At 63.3% G+C, this 21,151-nt stretch carries 19 protein-coding genes; 7 read left to right on the forward strand and 12 right to left on the reverse strand.

Going from position 1 to position 21,151, the window contains the following annotated elements:
* Positions 1 to 13: 13 nt before the first annotated feature.
* From D8W71_RS17445 to D8W71_RS17485, 9 genes are all read right to left on the reverse strand, one after another.
* Positions 14 to 391, reverse strand: coding sequence for an ArsR/SmtB family transcription factor (locus D8W71_RS17445; RefSeq protein WP_121115114.1), 378 nt, complete (start codon positions 389 to 391; stop codon positions 14 to 16).
* Positions 388 to 1,050 (reverse strand): urease accessory protein UreD, encoded by a 663-nt coding sequence (locus tag D8W71_RS17450; protein ID WP_121115117.1) that lies wholly within the window; start codon positions 1,048 to 1,050, stop codon positions 388 to 390. The genes D8W71_RS17445 and D8W71_RS17450 overlap by 4 nt, the downstream gene beginning before the upstream one ends.
* Positions 1,040 to 1,732 (reverse strand): urease accessory protein UreG, encoded by a 693-nt coding sequence (ureG, locus tag D8W71_RS17455; protein ID WP_121115119.1) that lies wholly within the window; start codon positions 1,730 to 1,732, stop codon positions 1,040 to 1,042. Before ureG ends, D8W71_RS17450 begins: the two co-directional genes overlap by 11 nt.
* 39 nt (positions 1,733 to 1,771) lie before the next feature.
* On the reverse strand, positions 1,772 to 2,428 hold the full coding sequence (locus D8W71_RS17460) for an urease accessory protein UreF (RefSeq protein ID WP_121115121.1): 657 nt from the start codon (positions 2,426 to 2,428) through the stop codon (positions 1,772 to 1,774).
* Positions 2,425 to 4,146, reverse strand: coding sequence for an urease subunit alpha (locus D8W71_RS17465; RefSeq protein WP_121115123.1), 1,722 nt, complete (start codon positions 4,144 to 4,146; stop codon positions 2,425 to 2,427). Before D8W71_RS17465 ends, D8W71_RS17460 begins: the two co-directional genes overlap by 4 nt.
* Positions 4,146 to 4,778 (reverse strand): urease subunit gamma, encoded by a 633-nt coding sequence (locus tag D8W71_RS17470; protein WP_121119453.1) that lies wholly within the window; start codon positions 4,776 to 4,778, stop codon positions 4,146 to 4,148. The genes D8W71_RS17465 and D8W71_RS17470 overlap by 1 nt, the downstream gene beginning before the upstream one ends.
* A gap of 109 nt (positions 4,779 to 4,887) precedes the next feature.
* Positions 4,888 to 6,150: a DUF6986 family protein gene (locus D8W71_RS17475; protein ID WP_201265421.1), complete on the reverse strand. Its 1,263-nt coding sequence runs from the start codon at positions 6,148 to 6,150 to the stop codon at positions 4,888 to 4,890.
* A 13-nt stretch (positions 6,151 to 6,163) separates the two neighbouring features.
* Positions 6,164 to 6,565 carry a PaaI family thioesterase gene (locus tag D8W71_RS17480; protein WP_442972057.1) on the reverse strand — a complete coding sequence of 134 codons (402 nt, stop codon included), beginning with the start codon at positions 6,563 to 6,565 and terminating at the stop codon, positions 6,164 to 6,166.
* Between the two features lie 267 nt (positions 6,566 to 6,832).
* Entirely contained in the window at positions 6,833 to 7,594 is a 762-nt protein-coding gene (locus tag D8W71_RS17485; RefSeq protein WP_121115130.1) for a hypothetical protein, read from the reverse strand.
* Positions 7,595 to 7,802: 208 nt separating this feature from the next.
* On the opposite strand from D8W71_RS17485, the gene D8W71_RS17490 reads away from it, so the two are divergent.
* From D8W71_RS17490 to D8W71_RS17500, 3 genes are all read left to right on the forward strand, one after another.
* Positions 7,803 to 9,278, forward strand: coding sequence for an iron chelate uptake ABC transporter family permease subunit (locus tag D8W71_RS17490; protein WP_442971981.1), 1,476 nt, complete (start codon positions 7,803 to 7,805; stop codon positions 9,276 to 9,278).
* A gap of 107 nt (positions 9,279 to 9,385) precedes the next feature.
* Positions 9,386 to 10,381 (forward strand): FecCD family ABC transporter permease, encoded by a 996-nt coding sequence (locus tag D8W71_RS17495; protein ID WP_328588831.1) that lies wholly within the window; start codon positions 9,386 to 9,388, stop codon positions 10,379 to 10,381.
* The gene (locus D8W71_RS17500) at positions 10,378 to 11,232 is read left to right on the forward strand and encodes an ABC transporter ATP-binding protein (protein ID WP_121115136.1); all 855 of its coding nucleotides are present in this window, start codon (positions 10,378 to 10,380) and stop codon (positions 11,230 to 11,232) included. Before D8W71_RS17495 ends, D8W71_RS17500 begins: the two co-directional genes overlap by 4 nt.
* Here D8W71_RS17500 and D8W71_RS17505 read toward each other — a convergent pair.
* Positions 11,229 to 13,745, reverse strand: a complete 2,517-nt coding sequence (locus tag D8W71_RS17505) for a bifunctional lysylphosphatidylglycerol flippase/synthetase MprF (protein WP_236078034.1) — start codon at positions 13,743 to 13,745, stop codon at positions 11,229 to 11,231. The two genes, D8W71_RS17500 and D8W71_RS17505, sit on opposite strands and share 4 nt — an antisense overlap.
* A 95-nt stretch (positions 13,746 to 13,840) precedes the next feature.
* Entirely contained in the window at positions 13,841 to 15,142 is a 1,302-nt protein-coding gene (locus tag D8W71_RS17510; RefSeq protein ID WP_121119455.1) for an alpha/beta hydrolase, read from the reverse strand.
* 193 nt (positions 15,143 to 15,335) lie between these two features.
* Between D8W71_RS17510 and D8W71_RS17515 the strand changes: the two genes are divergently transcribed.
* The 4 genes from D8W71_RS17515 (at position 15,336) to gndA (ending at position 20,397) form a co-directional block, all read left to right on the forward strand.
* Positions 15,336 to 15,752, forward strand: coding sequence for a BlaI/MecI/CopY family transcriptional regulator (locus D8W71_RS17515; protein ID WP_121115140.1), 417 nt, complete (start codon positions 15,336 to 15,338; stop codon positions 15,750 to 15,752).
* A gap of 24 nt (positions 15,753 to 15,776) precedes the next feature.
* Positions 15,777 to 16,739 carry a M56 family metallopeptidase gene (locus D8W71_RS17520; protein ID WP_121115142.1) on the forward strand — a complete coding sequence of 321 codons (963 nt, stop codon included), beginning with the start codon at positions 15,777 to 15,779 and terminating at the stop codon, positions 16,737 to 16,739.
* Between the two features lie 261 nt (positions 16,740 to 17,000).
* Positions 17,001 to 18,785, forward strand: a complete 1,785-nt coding sequence (locus D8W71_RS17525) for a DEAD/DEAH box helicase (RefSeq protein WP_442971982.1) — start codon at positions 17,001 to 17,003, stop codon at positions 18,783 to 18,785.
* A 160-nt stretch (positions 18,786 to 18,945) separates the two neighbouring features.
* On the forward strand, positions 18,946 to 20,397 hold the full coding sequence (gene gndA, locus D8W71_RS17530) for an NADP-dependent phosphogluconate dehydrogenase (RefSeq protein ID WP_121115146.1): 1,452 nt from the start codon (positions 18,946 to 18,948) through the stop codon (positions 20,395 to 20,397).
* Positions 20,398 to 20,531: 134 nt separating this feature from the next.
* Here the strand turns inward: gndA and D8W71_RS17535 are convergent, their stop codons facing one another.
* Positions 20,532 to 21,053, reverse strand: coding sequence for a DUF4262 domain-containing protein (locus tag D8W71_RS17535; protein ID WP_236077486.1), 522 nt, complete (start codon positions 21,051 to 21,053; stop codon positions 20,532 to 20,534).
* Positions 21,054 to 21,151 lie beyond the last annotated feature (98 nt).

Below are 21,151 nucleotides of genomic sequence, written 5' to 3' on the forward strand. Positions count from 1 at the left end.
AGATCCCTCGGCGTCACTCCTGCACGTGGTGTGCATGGGTGGCGCCGAGTTCGTGCAGCATGCTGTGCACGATGTCGTCGTCGAGTCGATACGCCATCTTCTTGCCGTCGCGCTGCACAGCGACCCAGCCTTCGTTTCGTAGTAAACGCAGTGCGTGTGAGACCGAAGTCGCCGTCATGCCGAGCGCCAGCGACAGGTCGGTGACGCAGATACCCGGTGCGCGGTGCATACACAGCAAGATCCGTAGCCTCGTGGGATCTCCGAGGAGATCGAATCGCTGAACCCACTGGCTCAGGTCAGCGGCCGCGTCGAGCGCTGCGCGTGCCTGAGCCACGTGTTCGAAGTCGAAAGGGTCACCCGCACCGACCGCGTCGGCGTTCGGTCTCGTCATAAGCCCAACGCTAGTGTGTCCAGTCTCCGTCCGGTCGACGTCGACAGACTTCCACCGGCGGCCAGCGGCATCCGAACCCAGGAGGGGCCGGTCTCCGGACCGCGCACATCTGGGTAGACCACCGAGCTCGACAACGCCATGGGTGCAGAAATCACGTCGTTACCCACCGTGCCGAAACCGAGTTCGACCCGGTGACGGAGATGTGGTCGGCCGTCGACGTCGGAGTGCATGGTTCCCCGCCATCGGCCCGCTGCCTCGCCGACGCGACCGATCTGGACGCGCTCGCGAAAGCGGACCGACGCCGACGAAGCGAACCTCAATGTGGACGTGGTGTCGTGCTCGGCATCCGACGCAACGATCATCGGCTCCGGGTCGAACACCAGAACCCCACCCTCCTCGACGGCAAACGACCACCGCGATCTCGAATCTCGACTCGATGAGCTCGGTAGCGCAATGGAGGCTGCGACACTGCGGACAGTCAGACGGGCACCGACGCCGACGACGATGTCGATGGTCATGTCGTCACCGCCCAGCGGGGTCGCAGCGGTACCGATCAGGTGAACGGTGTCGGGACCAGTCAGTCGCGCCGAGAGCCCTCCGCGTGCTGTGATCCGCGGACTTCTATGTGCACTCGCAACGATGGTGAGCTCAGTGCGCATCGGCCGTGGCCGTCTCCTTCAACTGCGTGCGTACCCATTCGAGGACCAACGTCGCAGCCGGATCGTCGGTCAGCGAGATGAGAGCCGTCGGACGTCCCTCGCGAACTCTGACGGCGTCGTTTTCCATGACTGTGAGGTCGGCGCCGACGTACGGCGCGAGGTCGGTCTTGTTGATGACCAACAAATCCGAGAACGTAACTCCCGGACCGCCCTTCCTCGGCACCTTGTCTCCACCGGCGACATCGACGACGAAGATCTGAACATCGATCAGCCCTGACGAGAACGTGGCTGTCAGGTTGTCGCCACCCGACTCGACGAGTATGAGGTCGAGCGGCGGGTTGACGTCGACGAGGTCGTCGATCGCGTCGAGGTTCGCAGTGATGTCGTCACGAATCGCGGTATGAGGGCATCCGCCAGTTTGAACAGCGGTGATGCGTTCGTCCGGCAGAACGGCGTGTCTGCGAAGGAAGTCCGCGTCTTCGGTTGTGTAGATGTCGTTCGTGAGCACACCGAGCGACAGTTCTTCGCGTAGTTCACGGCACAGTGCGGCAACCAACGCGGTCTTTCCCGAGCCGACGGGGCCTCCGATGCCGATACGGAGTGCTTCACCCGGCACACGTGTGCGCTTCGGGCGATCGTGGCTGTGACTGTGGGGCTCTCCATCGATCAGATGCGGAGGCATAGTTGTCACCTTTCGAAATTCGTTGTGTGAGTGTGAACTTCAGGATACGAACAGGGGTCTTTCGCGTATGACATGAGACTCGGCAAGAACGTCGAGCAGTGGGTCCGACAGATCGACCAAGCCAGGGAGACCGGAACATACCTGGTCGGTCACTTCGTCGCAGATGCTTGCCAGTCGCAGCGTGCACGCGGCGACGTCCGAGGGGTCGAGAGCGAGCAGCCTCTGTGCTGCAATGGCAGATCCGGTCATGCTCGTGTAGATCTGAATCGACGCGATGTCGTGTCCGGACAGACCGGCTACCCGGCCGACCATTCCGGCCACCACCGCGAGGTGGGGCTTTCTTGCCAGTTCCGACCACGCCTCCCCCGACCAGCTGACGGCAGCGAGACGAAGCAGGCCACGCCCCTGTGCCCGCGACGCGGCACGCGCCGCGGGTGACGGGGTCCTGGCATCGCACTCGGCATCGGCATCGGTTGTGGACACCGTCGATGTACAGACGGCCGCTGCGATGGACGCTGCCACTGCCCCCGTAGTTCGGATTCGCCTCAGCAGGAACGCTTCGACCGTCGCGACATCGCGGACAAGGCCCTGTGCAATGGCCTCCTCCACTCCCCCGGAATGAACGTGTCCGCCGGTGGGAAGACGCGAGTCTGCCAACGTCAAGATCGTCGACACCTTCGTGATCGCAGCACTCAAAAGAGAAAATACCTTTGAGCCATGGGCAATTCGCTTGCCGGTTGCTCCGCCCACACTTCGCCGTCGATCTTGACCGTGAACGAGTCCGGATCGACTTCGATCCTCGGCTGTGCGTCGTTGAGCGGCATGTCGGCCTTCCCTACCGACCGAACGTTGCCGACCGCGACCAGGCGGCGTTCGCAATTCAAACGATCGGCGAGCCCGTCCTCGATGGCCTGCGGCGACACGAAGTGCACGGAAGTGGCAGCCGCTGCTTTGGCGGATGCCCCGAACATCGGACGCGGCAGTTCAGGCTGGGGAGTCGGGATGGATGCGTTGGCATCGCCCATCTGAGCCCAGGCAATCATGCCGCCCTTGATGACTGCGTGGGGGCGCACGCCGAAGAATGCCGGATCCCACAGCACGAGATCGGCGAGCTTGCCCGGTTCGATCGATCCGATCTCATGTTCGAGTCCGTGCGCGACCGCTGGGCAGATGGTGTACTTGGCCACGTATCGCATGACCCGATTGTTGTCTGCGCGCACGTCGCCGGCGAGCAGTCCCCGACGCTTTTTCATCACGTGCGCCGTCTGCCACGTCCTCAGTACCACTTCACCGATACGACCCATTGCCTGCGCGTCGCTGCCGATCATCGAGATCGCGCCCATGTCATGAAGAAGGTCCTCGGCGGCGATCGTAGACGGTCTGATGCGACTCTCGGCGAACGCGAGGTCCTCGGGGATGGACGGACTCAGATGATGGCAGACCATCAGCATGTCGAGATGCTCGTCGAGGGTGTTCACGGTGTGCGGCCGAGTCGGATTCGTCGAACTCGGCAGCACGTTCCCGTACGACGCGACCGTGATGATGTCCGGTGCGTGCCCGCCGCCCGCACCTTCGGTGTGGTACGCGTGGATTCCGCGTCCTGCGATCGCATCGAGGGTGCTTTCGACGAAGCCCGCCTCGTTCAACGTATCCGAGTGCAAAGCTGCCTGCACTCCCGCGGCCTCGCACACTTCGAGGCATGCATCGATCGCTGCCGGTGTCGATCCCCAGTCCTCGTGGAGTTTGAAACCCGAAGCGCCCGCCCGTAATTGCTCCCACATGGCGTCACGGCTCACAGTGTTGCCTTTGCCGAGCAGCACGATGTTCATCGGCCAGTCGTCGAGGGCTTCGAGCATTCGCGACAGGTGCCACGCCCCAGGGGTGACAGTTGTTGCCTTGCTTCCTTCCGCTGGACCGGTTCCGCCACCGATGAGAGTCGTGATGCCTCCACCGAGCGCTTCGTCCATGATCTGCGGACAGATGAAATGGACGTGGCAGTCGATTCCGCCCGCTGTCACAATCTTTCCGTTGCCAGCGATGATCTCGGTCGACGGACCTATGACTAGGTCCGGATGCACGCCGTTCATCGTGTCCGGGTTGCCGGCCTTGCCGAGCGCAACGATTCGACCATCCCGAATCCCGATGTCGGCCTTGATTATTCCCCAGTAGTCGACGACGACCACTCCGGTGATGACGGTATCGGGAGCGCCGTCTGCGCGCGTTGCCCTCGACTGCCCCATCGACTCTCGGATCACCTTTCCACCGCCGAACACTGCCTCCTCACCGGCGAGGCCCGGTCCACCGCTCCGATCCTCGGTGATCTCGATCAATAGATCGGTGTCGGCGAGTCGGATTCGGTCACCTGTGGTCGGGCCGAACAACTGCGCATAGCGAGACCGGCTCAAGTGGGCCATCAGGCATCCAACTTTCCAGGAGGGTTCGAGCTCAGGCCGTAGACCTCGCGGGTGCCGCCGAGCGGGACGAGATCGACTGTCATGGGGATTCCGGGTTCGAAACGAACCGCCGTCCCGGCCGGAATGTCGAGGCGTCGTCCGTACGCGCGCGAACGCTCGTAGGCCAGTGCATCGTTCGCCTGGGGAAAGTGAACGTGACTTCCTACCTGCACCGGACGATCTCCGGTATTGACCACTTCGAGGGTGACGACGTCGGCACCCTCGTTGATTTCGATCGACCCCTCGGCGGCGATGACCTCGCCGGGGACCAGGTGTCCGTCTCCGCGCTTGGGTGAGATGGGCTCGTGAACCGTGATGAGCTTGGTTCCGTCCGGGAACGTGGCTTCGACCTGCACTTCAGGAAGTAGCTCCGGCACACCGCTGATCACGTCGTCGGCCGTCAAGACCTCGCGCCCCGACGACATCAGATCAGCAACCGACCGTCCGTCGCGGGCACCCTCGAGCAGGTGGTCGGTGATGAGAGCCACGGATTCCGGGTGGTTGAGCAGAAGCCCGCGGGATTTACGCCTGCGGGCCAGATCGGCTGCGTAGCTGAGGAGCAGTCGGTCCTGCTCGTGGGGAGTCAGCCGCATCGGGATCTCCATCTGTTCATCGCTCGTACACTTCGTTCGACACCGACGCTAATACTGACATGGTTCCGGCTTTCGAGCAGCGGAGAGGAACGACGCAGCGGCACTCGGGTCAGACGAGCGGGCCCCCGACCGTGCGAGTGAGCAAGCCTTGCAGCACGTCCCGAGTGATCGAGCTCGACACTTCCTGTAGGTCCTGCTCCGTCGTCGCTCCACAGTCGAGTCCGCGCACGAGTACGGCGGCAAGTGCTTGTGCGGTGGCAGGCTCGTCCATCATTCCGCCCGACGCGCTGTCGAGATACGCCGCGACTCTCGACGCTGCGGTCGGCATAGCCGTCCGGAAGAACGCAAGCGTTGCAGTCCACCGGGTGGCCAAATGCGACGGGTGCATATCCCAACCCTGGTAGAAACCCCGCTCGAGCGAGCGTGTGACCAAGTCGAAGTGGCGTCGAGTGGCCGCGTCGACCTGGTCCTGTGATCCCGACGGCACGACCTGGGTGGATCCATCACACACCCAGACGCCCGTCTGCGCTGCTGCAACGAGCATGACGTTCTTGGCGTGGTCGGCGACCGGATGCGCCAAAGACTGATGCGCAGAGGTGATTCCGCACGCAGCGCTGTAGTCGTAGGTCCCGTAATGCAGTGATGTGCAGCGCCCGTCGGCACGGTGAAGCGCCGCTGCCAACGTCGCCGACCCGTCCGACCCGATGATGGCCTGGGGGCTTTCGATCTGAAGCTCGAATCGAAGCGACCGCTCGTCCAGTCCGTGTGCGCGCTCGATTTCTTCGCACAACGCGACCACGGCGTCGACCTGCTCGACCGCACGCAGCTTGGGCACGGTGAAAACGAATCCGTCCGGCACTCCGCCGGCGCCGTCCAATACGAGTTCGAGAGTCCGGAATCCCCGTCGTCGTTCGTGCGGCGCGAGCCCTTTGGATCTGATTCCCAGCCACTCCGGGCCCGAAGTTTCGGACGACAGGGCCGCGAGCACCTGGCCCGCCAGTCGTGCGTGACGGTCCTCGACCTCGTCGCTTCTCCACCCGTATCCGTCTTCGAAGTCGATTCGTAGATCCTGAATGGGTCTCCGCGCGAGCGTCTCTCGGACCGTCTGCAACACCCCCGACGAATCGAGTGACGCGAACAGGTCGGGGTTGGATTCGATCGACGTCAGTGCGGAATCACCCCACTCACCCGGGACATCTACTGACGCAACGGAAGCCGGAATGTAGACCGTGTGAATCGGCTGACCGCCGATCTTGTCACCCGGGAAGTCGCGCGCGAGGGCCGCATCGACCGGATCGAGAATGCCTTCGATGCGCAGACGCGCCGGTTCACTCAAGCGTGCCGGAGCGGATTCGGGTTCCTGGGATGGAATGTTGCTCACTTCCCTAGTGTCCCAGAGTCCCGGTGTCCACGATGTTCGCGAGACGAACCTTCCCTTGTGCGACGTGCTTTCCGGCTTCGTTCGTGATGTCCACCTGCCACAACTGTTGGGTCCGACCGCGATGAATCGGCAGCGCTTCGGCAGTGAGTCGGCCCTCCCTCGACGCGCGAAGGAAATCGGTGTTGTTGTTGACGCCGACGACATGCCCGCGGTCGCCGAGCCAGACTGACCCGCCGATGCTCGCCAACGACTCGACGACCGCGCACAGAACACCGCCGTGCATGATTCCTGCGGGTTGGTGAAGAGCCGGCGTCACCTCCCAGGTGGCACGCACGCGATCGCCGCTCACCTCGGTGTACTGGAGGCCGATCGCTCCATCGAATCCTTTGGCGCAGAGTGCGGTCATCGCCGAGGGGTCGAGTGCGTCGAGGGTCGCATCGTCGCGGTTGCCGGTCTCGCTCATCGGTCCTCCTGATCTGCGCACCGAAGGTGCGCGCGGGTGATGCCAACCAGGACTACACGAGGACTCGAGCGAGAAAATCGGCGGGCCCCGCATTCGTGAGAATGCGAGGCCCGCCGTGGCAAGGACCGGGAGTCACTGCAGCCCTCAGGACTCCGGCGCGATCCGTTGGTACCTGTTTATCGTAGGCTTGCCTTACTTCCTTTGCAAGGGCTACGAAGCACGAAGCCTGAGCCGCCCCGTGTGTGCGGGTCGAGAACGCACCGGCGCGCCGGCCGCAACAAACGCATCGAGTAGTGCCTGTCCCCGGCGCGCACCGTCCGACGCGTACGTGCCCGCGAGCACCGGTACGTAGGTCGAGGCACCGAGAATCGAATCACCGACCAAGCTCCAGAACGTCCGACCGTCCAAGGGCGCTCTCTCCGCAACGGACCGCAGGATTGCGTCCAATGACGTGATGCAGCGATGCGCTGTCCACACGAGCAGAGCCTCCTCGCACGGCAGCGTCACTGCGCCGTGCGAGGTGTCGAGGGAATCTCCGTCGAGAACCCTGAGGATCGGAGACGTGACACCCGCCCAGTCGATACCGCCATCGCTGTCCATGTGAATCCACAGGTTGTCGATGCCGGGATCCCAGGCACGGCCTTCGAGAACGAGGAGCGCCGACACGCGTCCTACGACGGAATGGATCAGCGCGGTCGCAACTTGAATGGCCGCAGCTTCCGGAATTTTGAGGTCCTCCAGGGAGCGTTCGATCATCAGGTCCACTCGCCCGTCTTCGAGGCCGCCTGCGAGTTGCCACCACCGCCGTTTGCCCTCACCTGCCATCGCAGCGACCGCGTACATCCGCGGATAGTCCGGGTTGAGTGCACGAAGCCGGTTGCACGACCGCGTCAGCGGACTGCATTCCGCGCTGCGTTCGCGAGAGCGATACACATCGGCCCAGGCATCGGACACCGTGGTTGCAAGTGACACCGGAACACTCCTTGTCGTCGACGACATGGCCCCTGAGGACCGCTATAGATAGGTTAGCCTAACCATCAACGATGCATCAGAGTGAGTCCAGCGATGTCTCCTCGATCACGCTTTCGGCTTGGCTTGCCTAACCCGGGGAGCGCAGAATGAACAAGGGTTCCGTAACCTAACGCAGGATCCCCCCACACAGTGAGGAGTCACGAACACAGTGACGACGGCACCAATGCTCGGCTCGGGAGGACCTCATCCGAACCCGAACGAAGATTTCGCGAAGGAAGAGATCCCACGAGGACCGGCACCCTGGCCGCCTCGAATCGCAGCCTTCGCCGTCGACCTGGCGATCGTTCTGCTGCCACTTGGCATCGGTTGGTCGATAGTCGATTCGCTCCGAGACGACAACGGCGGCGGCGAAGCCGACAGATTCGTGTTCGGTGCAATCGCGGTTGCCGTTGCGTTCGGTCTTTTCCTGTGGAATCACGGTTTTCGCGAGGGTAAGGACGGCCAAAGCGCCGGTATGCGGTGGACGAACCTCATCGTCCGTGACGTTTCCACCGGCGATGCCATCGGCGTGAAACGCTCCATGCTGCTTCCGCTCGGTGTCGGCCGGAGTTCCACCGAGGTGGTACGGGAGAAAACTGCGCTCGACGAGTTGTTCGAGCCGATCGCACGAGACAATTCGGTCGCCGGGATTCGTCGACGACGCATACTCGGTCTCGTCATCCTTACGCTCGCTCTGGCCGCGGCGATACTGGCCAGCATCGCAATCGGGGCAAGGCCACTCACGTTCGCCGAGATCGGCCACGCACTGCTGAACTCGACGGGAACCGACACCGACATCATCGTCCGCACCCTCCGTGTACCCCGCACCTTGCTTGCATTGGTCGTCGGAATCGCACTCGGGATTGCAGGTGCGCTCATCCAGGGCCATACGCGAAATCCGTTGGCCGACGCCGGTTTGTTGGGTCTCAACGCCGGTGCCGCGTTCCTCGTAGTCCTGTCCATCTACTTTTTCCGATTCAACTCACCAAGTCAGTACCTGTGGTTCGCGTTCGCCGGGTCGGCGATCGCGAGTGTCGTGGTGTTCGGGTTGTCCTCGGCCGGCAATGGCAAGGCAAGCCCTCTCAACCTGGCGTTGGCCGGCGCGGGCGTTGCATTCTTCCTCGCGGCGATGACCAACGCGATCGTTCTTCTCGATCAGACGAGCCTCGACGGATATCGATTCTGGTCGGTCGGATCGGTGGCGGGGCGAGGGCTCGATGTTCTCTGGCAGGTACTGCCGTTCCTCGTTGTCGGAGTACTGATCGCGGTGGCCAGTACGCCCGGGCTCAATGTCATGAGTCTCGGTGAAGACGTGGCGAGATCGCTCGGCACGAACATCGCACTCACCCGCACCATCGGCATCGTTGCCATCACGTTGCTCACCGGTGCTGCGACCGCAGCGTGCGGCCCGATTGCATTCATCGGACTTGTCGTTCCTCACGTCGCCCGTGTGGTCACAGGCCCCGACTACCGATGGATCGTCCCGTATGCGGGGTTGATGGGCGGGGTGATGCTGATGATCGCCGACGTCATCGGACGAGTCGTCGTCCGGCCGGGAGAGCTTCAGGTCGGAATCGTCCTTGCGTTGTTCGGTGCACCGTTCTTCATCGCACTCGTACGTCGTCGGAAGTTGGCAAGCCTGTGACCACAAAGACGGAGTCGTCGTCGGCGACGCTCGACGGCCACGACCACAAAGTCCCCTCGCGTCCGCCGTTCCGACTCGGACGCATCTCGCTCGTCAGACGGCCGATCATGGTACTGGCCAACGTTCTTCTGTTGGCTGCGCTCTTCCTGGTCATGTGCGTCAACATCGGTCGCGGCGATTTCCCGCTGTCGATCCCGCAGGTGACCGAGGTTCTGTTCGGCGGCGGATCGCGGATCGACCGATTCATCGTCATGGATCTGCGGCTGCCTCGCTCGCTCACCGGCCTCCTCGTGGGAATGGCGCTGGGAATGTCGGGCGCTGTGACTCAATCCATCTCACGCAATTCCCTTGCAAGCCCGGACATCCTCGGGATCACGGCGGGAGCGAGTGCAGCGGCGGTTGCGCTGATCGTGCTCGGAGGCGGTGGGACGTTCGTCGGAATTCTGGCAACCCTCGGCCTGCCGATCGCCGCGTTGATCGGCGGAGTCATCACTGCAGTCTTGATCTACGCCCTCGCCTGGAAGCGTGGTGTCGAGGGGTTTCGGCTGATCCTGGTCGGTATCGCAATCAACGCCATGCTGACCGCAGCAATCGGCTGGCTCCTCATCAGCGCGGACATCAACGACGTCTCGCGTGCGCAACTGTGGCTCAACGGTTCGCTCAACGGTGCCGATTGGAGCAAAGTCTGGCCCGTGCTCGCGGCCGTTGTCATCGTCGGCGGTTTCACCATCGTCTCCACTTTCACCCTCGGTGCGCTCAGGCTCGGCGACGACAACGCGCGCTCGCTCGGCGTCCGACTGCAGTACGGACAGGCATCTTTGTTGCTCGCGTCGGTTGCCCTCGCCGCCATCGCCACTGCTGCGGCAGGTCCTATCGGATTCGTCGCTCTGGCCGCGCCACAGATCGCACTGCGGATTCTGCGGACCCCTGGCCCGCCGATCATCGCCTCTGCATTGATGGGCGGACTGCTCGTCGTCGGAAGCGACCTCATCGCCAGAACGATCCTGCCCGTCGAATTGCCCGTCGGCATCGTCACCTCCGCTCTCGGTGGCCCGTTCCTGCTCTACCTTCTCGTTCGCAGTAACCGAAAGGTCTCCGCATGACCACCACAGAACCGTCCCGCCTCGTTGCCCATGACCTGACCCTTGGGTACGGCGATCGCATCATCGTCGAGAATCTCGACCTCGACGTGCACACGGGGGTCATCACTACCGTCATCGGTCCCAACGGCTGCGGAAAGAGCACGCTTCTCCGTTCCCTCGGACGACTACTGAAGCCGAAGTCGGGAAAGGTCGTCCTGGACGGAAAAGCCATTTCTTCCATGCGGACCAAGGACGTCGCGCGGGTTCTCGGGATGCTTCCGCAGGCGCCGACGGCGCCCGAGGGACTGACCGTCGGCGATTTGGTGTCGAGAGGTAGACACCCGCACCAGTCGTGGGTTCGCCAGTGGAGTTCCGACGACGAGTCCGAGGTTGCCAATGCTCTCGAGCTCACCGGTGTAGGCGATCTGGCCGATCGCCCGGTCGACGAACTGTCCGGCGGTCAGCGTCAGCGAGCCTGGATTTCGATGGCGCTTGCGCAAGGTACGGACATCCTGCTCCTGGATGAGCCCACGACGTATCTCGACCTGGCCCACTCGGTGGAAGTTCTCGATCTCGTCGATCGCTTGCACGAAGAGATGGGTCGCACCGTCGTCATGGTTCTGCACGATCTGAACCTGGCGGTCCGATACAGCGATCGGATCATCGTGATGTCCCAGGGCAAGATCGTCGAGTCCGGCCGACCACAGGACGTCATCTCGGAGAAGCTACTGCTCGACGTATTCGGCCTCGACGCGACGGTCATCGAGGATCCAGTCTCGGATCGACCGTTGATCGTTCCGATCGGCACGCGGCACGTCTACGGAACAGTCGGCGGCCCGGTGAAGTCGACCACGAAGTCGGTCACGAACTAGCGCTCGATCATCGTCTTCACCAACCGGTACCCCTGCCCGAGCGATACGTCCGGTAGGTAGGCCCGACCGACGGCATTTCCAATGCTGGGCAGCGCAGCCGGGTCGGCGAACGTCATGTGCATGGGTTCGTAGCGAGGCTGGAACTTCGACTTGAACGCCAGAAGCGAGCGGAAGCCGTAGACGGGTTCCAAAGTCTTCCCGAGAACGTCGAGCAGACGATCCAGCAAGTTCGAAAAGGTGAGCTCGTCCTCGGATGTGTCCGCGTCACCGCGTCCGTCTTCCACCTTGGCAAGCGGGGCCCCCGACAAGCTGAGGAATCGGACTCCCTCTGCCTGGAGCAGGATCGCGGCTGACGCGATCAGGTACTCCATGGTCGGTCGGAACCCCTCGGAACGGCGCCGCATGAAGTCGAGGGTCCACCCCACGATCGCTCCGTCCTCGTACACCGGCATCCACGACGTGATTCCATGGACCGTACGATGCTCGTCCACAGCGATGAGGCATCTCACCTGCGGATCATCGACCTCTTCGAGTCCTCCCAAGGTGAACCCCATCTCGGGCATGCCCTTGTCGGCGACCCACTCTTCGGAAATCGCGGTGATCTGGTCGGTGATCGCAAGGGGTGCCTCGCCGAAACTGATCCACTCCGCCTCGATACCGACCTTCTTCGCACGATTCAGAGCCGTCCGCACGTCTTGGAATCGTTTGCCGGTGAACGCCAGGTTCTCGAGGTCGAGGATGGTCTCCTCCCCCACCTGGATGCCACCCCATCCGATGCTGTCGGTGATTTCACGTACGCGAGGAGTGACCGAGTAGAAGCACGGAATCCAGCCGTTGTCGGATGCGAACTCGGCGAAGTCGACGACGTTGTCACGCAGTCGATCCGGAGGGCCGACGGGGTCTCCGGTCGTCAGGGCGACACCCGAGATGACCCGATACGCGACGTAGCTCGTCCCGTCGGCCGAGAACCAGTACGTATTGCCCTTCCATGTAGTCATCCACGACAGCGCACTCCCCGTGCTCGAGGTCAGTATCGCGCGGGCCCGATCGGTTGCTCCGCTGTGGACGCCGTGCGCCTTGGTCAGAAATGTCCCGAGAACGAGCATGCAGAGCACGCCCCAGAAGATGACGCCGGTCCACTCGAACAGCAACGTAGCAAGCACGCTGTCCGGCAGGAACCGGGGTTCGAGCCACTGCAGGTATACGGGCGGTATCAAGCGCTGCGGAAAATCGGCGAGAAGCCCGAGCACCGTGGGTTCGCGGTCGAATCCGGACCGGTCCGCCAGACCCCCGAGCACGTACAGAACAGCCATGACCGCGCCGGTGACGGCCACCGATATCGTGAACCGTTTGTACGTACCTCGGGGCGCTGTCAGATCGAAATATTTCCGCGTGAGCAGCAGCAGAACGAGCACCGCAAGAGGGAGTAGGAACGGCACGATCGTCCGGTACGCAGTCGGCGACTCCAAGCCGTAGAACAACGTTTCGTCGTCGCCCGCCTCCACGAAGCGGATGGCGTAGTTCGCAATCGAGACCACGAGAAGTACAACCTGCGCGAACAACGCTGCCCACCATGCGAATCGGCGGCCCCTGCGCAACCCGTCGGCGAGGAAAAGCAGGAAGATCGACGGCATCAGCGACAGGATGGTGGGTCCTATGCCACCCAACCGCAGTTCGAGCAGACCGGTTCGGCACTCGGGATCGGTGGCCGAGTCGGCGCAGATCTCACGTACTTCGGCAGCTGTGTACGGCACGCCGCTGACCACGTCACGAAGAACCGCGAAGGGGCCGACCGCATCGGGGCTCAACGCGGCCAACACCGGACCGATCGAGCTTGCCGCGACGACGAGCGCGACCAGCACTCGCCCCTCCCGCACCGTTCCGGCCAAGCGAGGCCCGCGTGCGGATCTGCCGACAATCGTCGGACCGATGAGTAGACCGATAACCGCAGCAGCCAGTCGAACGACGTCCTGAAGGTGGCCACTGAACAGTGCCGACGTGATGAGCAGCGCGAGCAGACCCACGCGAATGCGTCGACGCCACAACGTGTCCATACGGGCGCTCGCGACCATGAGAACGCCCACGATCCATGTAGTCGGACCGATCGCGGTGCCGACGTGCAGGCGAAACCCCCAGTCGGCGTCGAAAAGTTTGGCCAGAGCGGCGATCCCCAAACCGAACAGAGCGCCCAGAACCTGGGTGACCACCGCCGCGAGGGCAAACTTCTTCGAGCCGATTCTTCGTTCGATCGGCGCGGCGGCCACGAACACAGCAACGACGAACACCACGTAGCCCAGAACGCCGGGCGCGAACAGACCCGCGGTGAGAACCGTCCACAGTCGAAGCTGCTCGAACGGCATGATTCCGAGCGCGAAATTGTGCCGGACGGTTTCCGCGCCGATCACGGCTCCCACGATTCCGAGCCCAAGCACGACGACCAGCAGCCCAAGGCTTACCGGCGCGCCCTTGATGCCGAAGACGATCAGTGCTCGCAGCCTGACGAGCTGCCGGATAGTCCTGCGCCAGAACGCAGTAATGCGGGATCTTCGTACCTCGATCCACGACGGTTCCTGCACAACGATCGGATCTGCCGCCCGGGTCGCGTCATTCACGAGATCAGTCCTACTTTCTGCATCAACCACGGAAGTTCCTGCTTCAAGCCTTCGGACCAGACGGCGAAACTGTGCCCGCCCGGTACTTCGAGATAGCGCACGTCCATACCTGCTGCCTTGGCGGCGTCGAACATCGCTTGTTGTCCAGGTCGGTAATCGTTGTCTTCGGCTCCGACAACGAAAGCGCCTGCGGAATTCGGGTACTTTCTCGCCTTCAGCAGGTCCATCGGGTTGACCGCAACGAACGCCGCTTCATTACCCCCGAAGGCCTCGGCTACAGTGCGGGCGCGATCGCCCAGAGTCGGTTCTGCCTGGCCCGACAGGTCGAGGAAGTTGGGGTAGACGTCGGGATGATTGGTTGCCAGTTGAATCGAGCAAGTCCCGCCGTAGGACAAACCACCGATCACCCAGGCGCGTGGGTCGGTGTTCACCTGGAACGTCGACTCGATCCAGCTCGGCACGTCCCGTGCGAGATACGTATCGACCTTGCCGAGCACGGAGTCGACACACAGAGGGTTGGCGAGCTCGGACCCTGTCGCGTCGGGGACAACGACCACCGGGCTCAATCCCGCGTGGTCCTTCGCGAACGCGTCCATGGTGCTCGCGAGCAATCCACCGGTCAGCCAATCTTCCGGCGCACCGGGCTGGCCGGCGAGCAGGACCAGAACAGGCAGCAGCGGCCGGGGGTCGGCGAAGTACGCCGGAGGTAGGTAGACCTGCGCGTCACGAGCGGAGAAGCCTGACGCGGTGGGCGGAATCGTCCCCGACGTCAGCCTGCCCGACGCCTGCATCGAATTCGGAGCGGTCCATACCGAATCGAGTGGACTCCCTGTGACGACCGAGGTCTGTGGCCCCGGAACCTCGGCGAGATCGATTCTGTCCACCTCGTCGACCCCGAGCAACGTTCCCACCGTCGGGTACGCAGCGAAGACCAGATTGACCTGTGCGCACGCAGCCACGACGACGAGCACAGCGGCGACGAGGGTGACGACCTTTGCCAGGACGCCACGTGCCACGGTCATGCGCGGCACGACCGCGAACACAGCTGCAAGACCGACACCGACCCAGACGTAGATCAAGGGCTCGATGGGGTCGGGAAAGGGCCGCCACACTTGTTCGACGACGTAGTACAGCACTGCCGCGACCATGGCAGCGGCGAGAAGACAGAAGGGAAGGATCCGAACGAGATAGCGCCGCGTGCGACCGGCGACGAGCCACGCCGCCCCGAGGAGCCCGAGCACGAGGGTGGCCCACGACGTGGTGCCGCTGACCAAAGACAACGAGACGAACCAGTTCACAGCTCTCTCCCGAGACGCCGACACGGTGACATGAGTGCAGAATAGGCACAGTTCGACGCCGAATCCCTCAAGCCGGCCTCAACCGGTCGATAAGTCATCCTTCACGGGCGTATGACGCATCCCACACACGCAGGGCGCCCTTACTACCGGGAGTAGTACGCATTTGTGTCGGACTGCCCGTAGACTCGCAAGAATGGCAGGTCTAGGCGAACTCGAGCGTGCAGTGATGGATCATCTGTGGGAGTCCTCGGAACCACAGACAGTTCGACAAGTCCACGAAGCGCTGGCCGCTCACCGCGAACTCGCCTACACAACGGTGATGACCGTTCTGCAACGGTTGGCCAAGAAGCAGCTCGTCGTTCAGCAGCGCGACGATCGAGCTCACCGCTACGTCCCCCTTCACAGCCGAGACGAACTCGTTGCCAGCCTCATGGTGGATGCGCTCGCTCAGGCGCCGGCCTTCGGTGGCCGCGCCGCAGCGCTCGTGCATTTCGTCGGTCAAGTCGGAGCTGATGAAGCTGCAGCCCTCCGAGAAGCTCTTGCCGCGTTGGAAGTGGCACAATCGGGCGGGCGGTCCGCCGCGCTCGTCGAAGATCGACAATCCGATTGATTCCTGCCCTCGGTTAGTGAGGAAATGAACTCCACCACAGCGCTGGTATTCGCAATACTCGCCCTGCTGTTGACGGGGCCAGTTCCTGCGTTTCTGAGCCGCGCCACGTGGCCGTATCGAGCACCCCGCGCGGCCCTGGTGTTGTGGCAGGCCATCGCCGTGGCTGCGGTCTTCTCAGCTTTCAGTTCTGGACTGGCGATCGGCGGTCTACTTCTCGTTCCCGGGCCCGACGGGCGTCCGACCACGGCACCGACAGACGAAATCCAAGCCCTCGGCCTGCCGCTGTGGCTTCTGTACGTCGTCGTACTCGCAATCACCCTCGCCATCGGCGCGAAATTGATGTTCTCGGTTGTCCGGGTTGCGGTGCGTACTCGACGGCGGCGTGCACGCCATCGAGTACTCGTAGACCTCCTCGATCGGAGCGGTCCGAACAGTCGCCCGTTCCCCGGAGTAAGGGACGCGGATGTTCGCGTTCTGGATGCGATCGAACCGATTGCCTACTGTTTGCCGGGTCTACGCCAGAGGGTGGTACTCAGCGAAGGCGTTCTGACCAATCTCAATCTGTCGGAGCTCAAAGCGATACTGAGCCACGAACGGTCCCATCTCCGTTCGCGCCACGATCTCGTACTAGAGGCTTTCACCGCAGTGAACGAAGCATTTCCTCGCATCGTGCGAAGCAAGTCGGCGCTCGGGAGTGTCCAACTACTCGTCGAATTGTTGGCGGACGACTCTGCAGTCAAAGTGACCGGGCCGACGCCGCTCGCCCGCGCCCTTGTGACCTGCGCCGGATCGACGGCTCCCCGCGGGGCACTCGCCGCCGGAGGGCCGAGCACGCTTATCCGCGTGCAGCGCCTGAGTGGACCTCGAACCGACGTCGCTACGAGCATCGCCGCCTACTCGGCTGCCGCAATCATCCTGGTTGTTCCCACGATCTTCGTCGCTATGCCGTGGCTCGTCGAATTGAGTCGGCTGATGAATCACGGCTGACGAGTCGGGCAGCTCACACTGATTCGAATCGGTGTTTGATCACTTCTCGCGTACACTCGTACACGGTCGCCATTGCGGCCTAGCAATTCGAAAAGGCACAAACAGCCCCACTCTGCGCAGTATCCAAGCGCACGGATGGCCAGGTGACAGTGCCCTGGCTCGTCATAATTGTGTTCTAGCTGTTGTTTGTGCCCATCTCTCACGGGCGTTTTCCCAGCTGTAGCTTCGTGGCGTGCCCGTAATCCGGAGAGGTTCAACTGCGTGACTCACGCTGTCTCGACTAGTACATCCACCCCCACCACAGCGAACGCCACAAGCGCGTCGCCCGTGGTTACAGATAGTTCTGCAGATTCAACACCTGTGATCACCTTCGCCGAGCTCGGACTGCCGGAACCGGTCGTCGCAGCTCTGGCGCGTAACTCCATCACCGTGCCTTCGCCGATTCAGGCCAAAGCACTTCCAGACGCCATCGCGGGCAAGAACGTCCTCGGCCGTGCACAGACCGGATCCGGCAAGACCCTCGCATTCGGCCTGCCGATTCTTGCGCGCCTCGCGCTGCACACCGATCGTCCGTCTGCCAAGCGCCCGCGTGCACTCGTTCTCGTGCCGACTCGCGAGCTGGCCTTCCAGGTCGTCGAATCGTTGGGGCCGTACGCAGGTGCGCAAGGTCTGACCGTCCGTGCAGCAGTCGGCGGCACGCCGTTCAACAAGCAGGTCGAGCAACTTCGCCGCGGCGTCGACGTCCTCGTAGCGACCCCAGGACGTCTCGCGGACCATCTGCGTCAAGGAACATGCGTTCTCGATTCGATCGAGATCACCGCGTTGGACGAGGCCGACCAGATGGCCGACATGGGGTTCCTCCCCGAGGTCCGTGCAGTTTTGGCCGACACTCCGGCCGACGGACAGCGGATGCTGTTCTCCGCAACGCTCGACCGCGAAGTTCAGTCGTTGGTTCGTCAGTTCCTCCCGGACCACGTGGAGCACTCCACGCAGGACGGCAAGGCGAGCGTTCGCACCATGGACCACTACCTTCTTTGTGTCGATCGCGGGCAGAAGGACATCGTGCTCTCCGAAATCGGCGCACGTGAAGGCCGAACGATCATGTTCGCCCGGACCAAGCTCGGATGCGACGGAATCACCGATCGCCTCCGCGCTCTCGGCATCGCTGCCGAGTCGCTGCACGGCGGCAAGGCCCAGAACCAGCGGACTCGTGTTCTCGAGCGATTCAAGAACGGCCGCACCCCTGTGCTCGTCGCGACCGATGTCGCAGCACGCGGAATCCACGTCGACGGTATCGATCTCGTCGTCCACGTCGACCCGCCCGCCGACCACAAGGATTACCTGCACAGGGCAGGCCGCACGGCGCGCGCAGGAGAAAAGGGCACTGTCGTTGCGATCGTGCTCCCCAACCAGCGTCGCCAGGTGCAGCGCTTGACCGGAATGGCAGGGGTCAAAGCAACCTCGGTCAACGTCGGCCCCGGATCGGCCGAGCTGTCGTCCATCACGGGCGCAAAGAAGCCGACGGGTGAGGCGTTGCGAGCCGAGAGCTCCGCGCCCCGAGATCGTCGCGACAGCCGTCCCCGCACCGGCGGCTATCAGGGCGACCGTCCCCGCACCGGCGGCTACCAAGGCGACCGTCCCCGCACCGGCGGCTACCAAGGCGACCGTCCCCGCACCGGCGGCTACCAAGGCGACCGTCCCCGCACCGGCGGCTACCAAGGTGACCGCTCGAGCACCGGCGGCTACCAGGGCGACCGCCCGCGTACCGGCTACCAAGGTGACCGCTCGAGCACCGGCGGCTACCAGGGCGACCGCCCCCGCACCGGTGGCTACCAAGGTGACCGCCCCCGCACCGGTGGCTACCAGGGCGACCGCCCCCGCACCGGCGGCTACCAGGGCGACCGCCCCCGCACCGGCGGCTACCAGGGCGGCGGCGAACGGCGTCAGCCGTCGTCAGTTCAAGAGGACAGCCGGTCGGGTGGGTTCCGTAGCCGCACCGATCGTCGTTCGTACGAAGGATTCGACGGGCCGGCTCGCAACCGCTGATGTGACCTGACCGCCGCTTTCACCGACAGGACGTCGTCTCGATACCGAGACGGCGTCCTGTTCTGGGTTCGAGGTCTCTGGAGGCAACGCAAGCGACGGTGTTCGGACTAACCGTGTCCCCCAACTTTCCTTCGTCGGCCCGGCAGGGAAAGCTGTACCCATGACCTCAGCAGTGGACTCGTCAGAACTTGCCCAGATCGGTGTCACCGGACTTGCCGTCATGGGCTCCAACATCGCCAGGAACTTTGCGCGCAACGGACATACCGTTGCCCTGCACAACCGCAGCATCGCCAAAACCGATGCGCTCCTAGCGGAACACGGCAGCGAAGGGAACTTCGTGCGCACCGAAACCATCGAAGAGTTCGTTGCAGCTCTCGCCAAGCCGCGCCGTGTCCTGATCATGGTCAAGGCCGGCGATCCGACCGATGCCGTCATCGAAGAGCTCGCGTCTGCAATGGAAGAAGGCGACATCATCATCGATGGTGGAAACGCCCTGTACACCGACACGATTCGCCGTGAGTCCTCCCTCAAGGAACGCGGGCTGCTGTTCGTCGGTGCGGGCATTTCCGGCGGTGAGGAAGGCGCGCTGAACGGCCCGTCGATCATGCCGGGTGGGCCGGTCGATTCGTACAAGGCGCTCGGCCCGTTGCTGGAATCGATTGCCGCACAGGTGGACGGAACGCCGTGCTGCACTCATATCGGTCCCGACGGCTCGGGCCACTTCGTGAAAATGGTGCACAACGGTATCGAGTACGCCGACATGCAGCTCATCGGGGAGGCCTACAACCTGTTCCGCGACGCACTCGATTACACGCCGCAGCAGGTGGCCGACGTCTTCACCGAGTGGAACAACGGCGACCTCGAGAGCTACCTCGTCGAGATCACCGCCGAGGTGTTGAAGCAGGTGGACGCCAAGACTGGCCAGCCGCTCGTCGACGTGATCGTCGACGCCGCCGAACAGAAGGGCACAGGTCGCTGGACCGTCAAGGCTGCGCTCGATCTGGGTGTTCCCGTCACCGGAATCGCAGAGGCCGTCTTCGCTCGCGCTCTGTCCGGATCCAGGAGCCAACGCAAGGCCGCAGTAGGACTCGCATCGGGCACGCTCGCCGCAAAGCCCTCCGACGCCGAGCAGTTCACCCACGACATCTCCCGCGCACTCTATGCATCCAAGATCGTGGCCTACGCACAGGGATTCGACCAGATCGCGGCAGGCAGCGCCGAGTACGACTGGAATCTGCATCCAGGTGATCTGGCGACCATCTGGCGCGGCGGCTGCATCATCCGCGCCCGATTCCTGAACCGCATCAAAGATGCGTACGACGACAACGCCGAACTGCCAAGCCTGATTCTGGCGCCGTACTTCCGCGACGCAATCGAAGAGGCGATCGATAGCTGGCGCCGCGTCGTCATCACGGCGGCTTCCCTCGGAATCCCGGTCCCGGCCTTCGCGTCATCGCTCGCCTACTACGATGCGTTGCGTGCAGAACGACTGCCTGCCGCCCTGACTCAGGGGCAACGCGACTTCTTCGGTGCGCACACGTACGAACGCATCGATGCCGAAGGCAAGTTCCACACTCTGTGGAGTGGGGATCGCAGCGAAGTCGAGGCGTGAGACTCGACGCCCAGCGATAGCCCAGCGAGGCGGTCGGGATCTCTAGCGATCCCGACCGCCTTTCGCTGCCGCCGGCAGTAGCGTGCGCGCGACCGAGCAGCCTGTTCGGCTCGACCTCGGCGACGGAAGCCGATTCAGTCGAATTCTTCGTCCCATCCTGGCGGCGGGCCGAGAACGGGTTGCACTACCGTCGATGGAAACGGGCCCTCCCACGGCAGATTGCCCTCGACATCCCGCCACACAGCCTGGACCGCTCCCACGTCCCGACCCGGATAGACGCGATGTGCCATCAGAAGCCAGTCCCCCGGTTCTGCGACGTCGACGAACGACAATCCCAAACCTCCTGCGCTGCACTCGCATCCCGCTTCGAGTGAATGGCCATCGAGCAGCACCCTGCGTGCGAGGATGTTCAGGACCGATGCCGATTCGCTCGCAGAGCGCCCGGTCAGGATCAGCTCAGGATGCCCAAGGGCGGTGAGTCCCACGGTGTAGCAGAACGCGGGAATAATGTGCTCCTCGTACACCAGGTCCTCGTGCACCAAGTCCCCGTACACCGCATCGTTGTCCACCCGGGCACTGCTGGCGCCGAACACGGTGTCTGCATCGGAGTTGACGTACTGAAGGGCCCAGCCGTATCGGTCGATCAATCCCTCCACGCCGAGAACGTAGTCATCTATCGATCGGCCGTCACACAGTGCACACATAGTCTCCCCGTTTCGATACGAATCCAGTCGAATGAATCCATCCATTATCG

The organism is Rhodococcus sp. P1Y (assembly GCF_003641205.1).
Classification (GTDB): domain Bacteria; phylum Actinomycetota; class Actinomycetes; order Mycobacteriales; family Mycobacteriaceae; genus Rhodococcoides.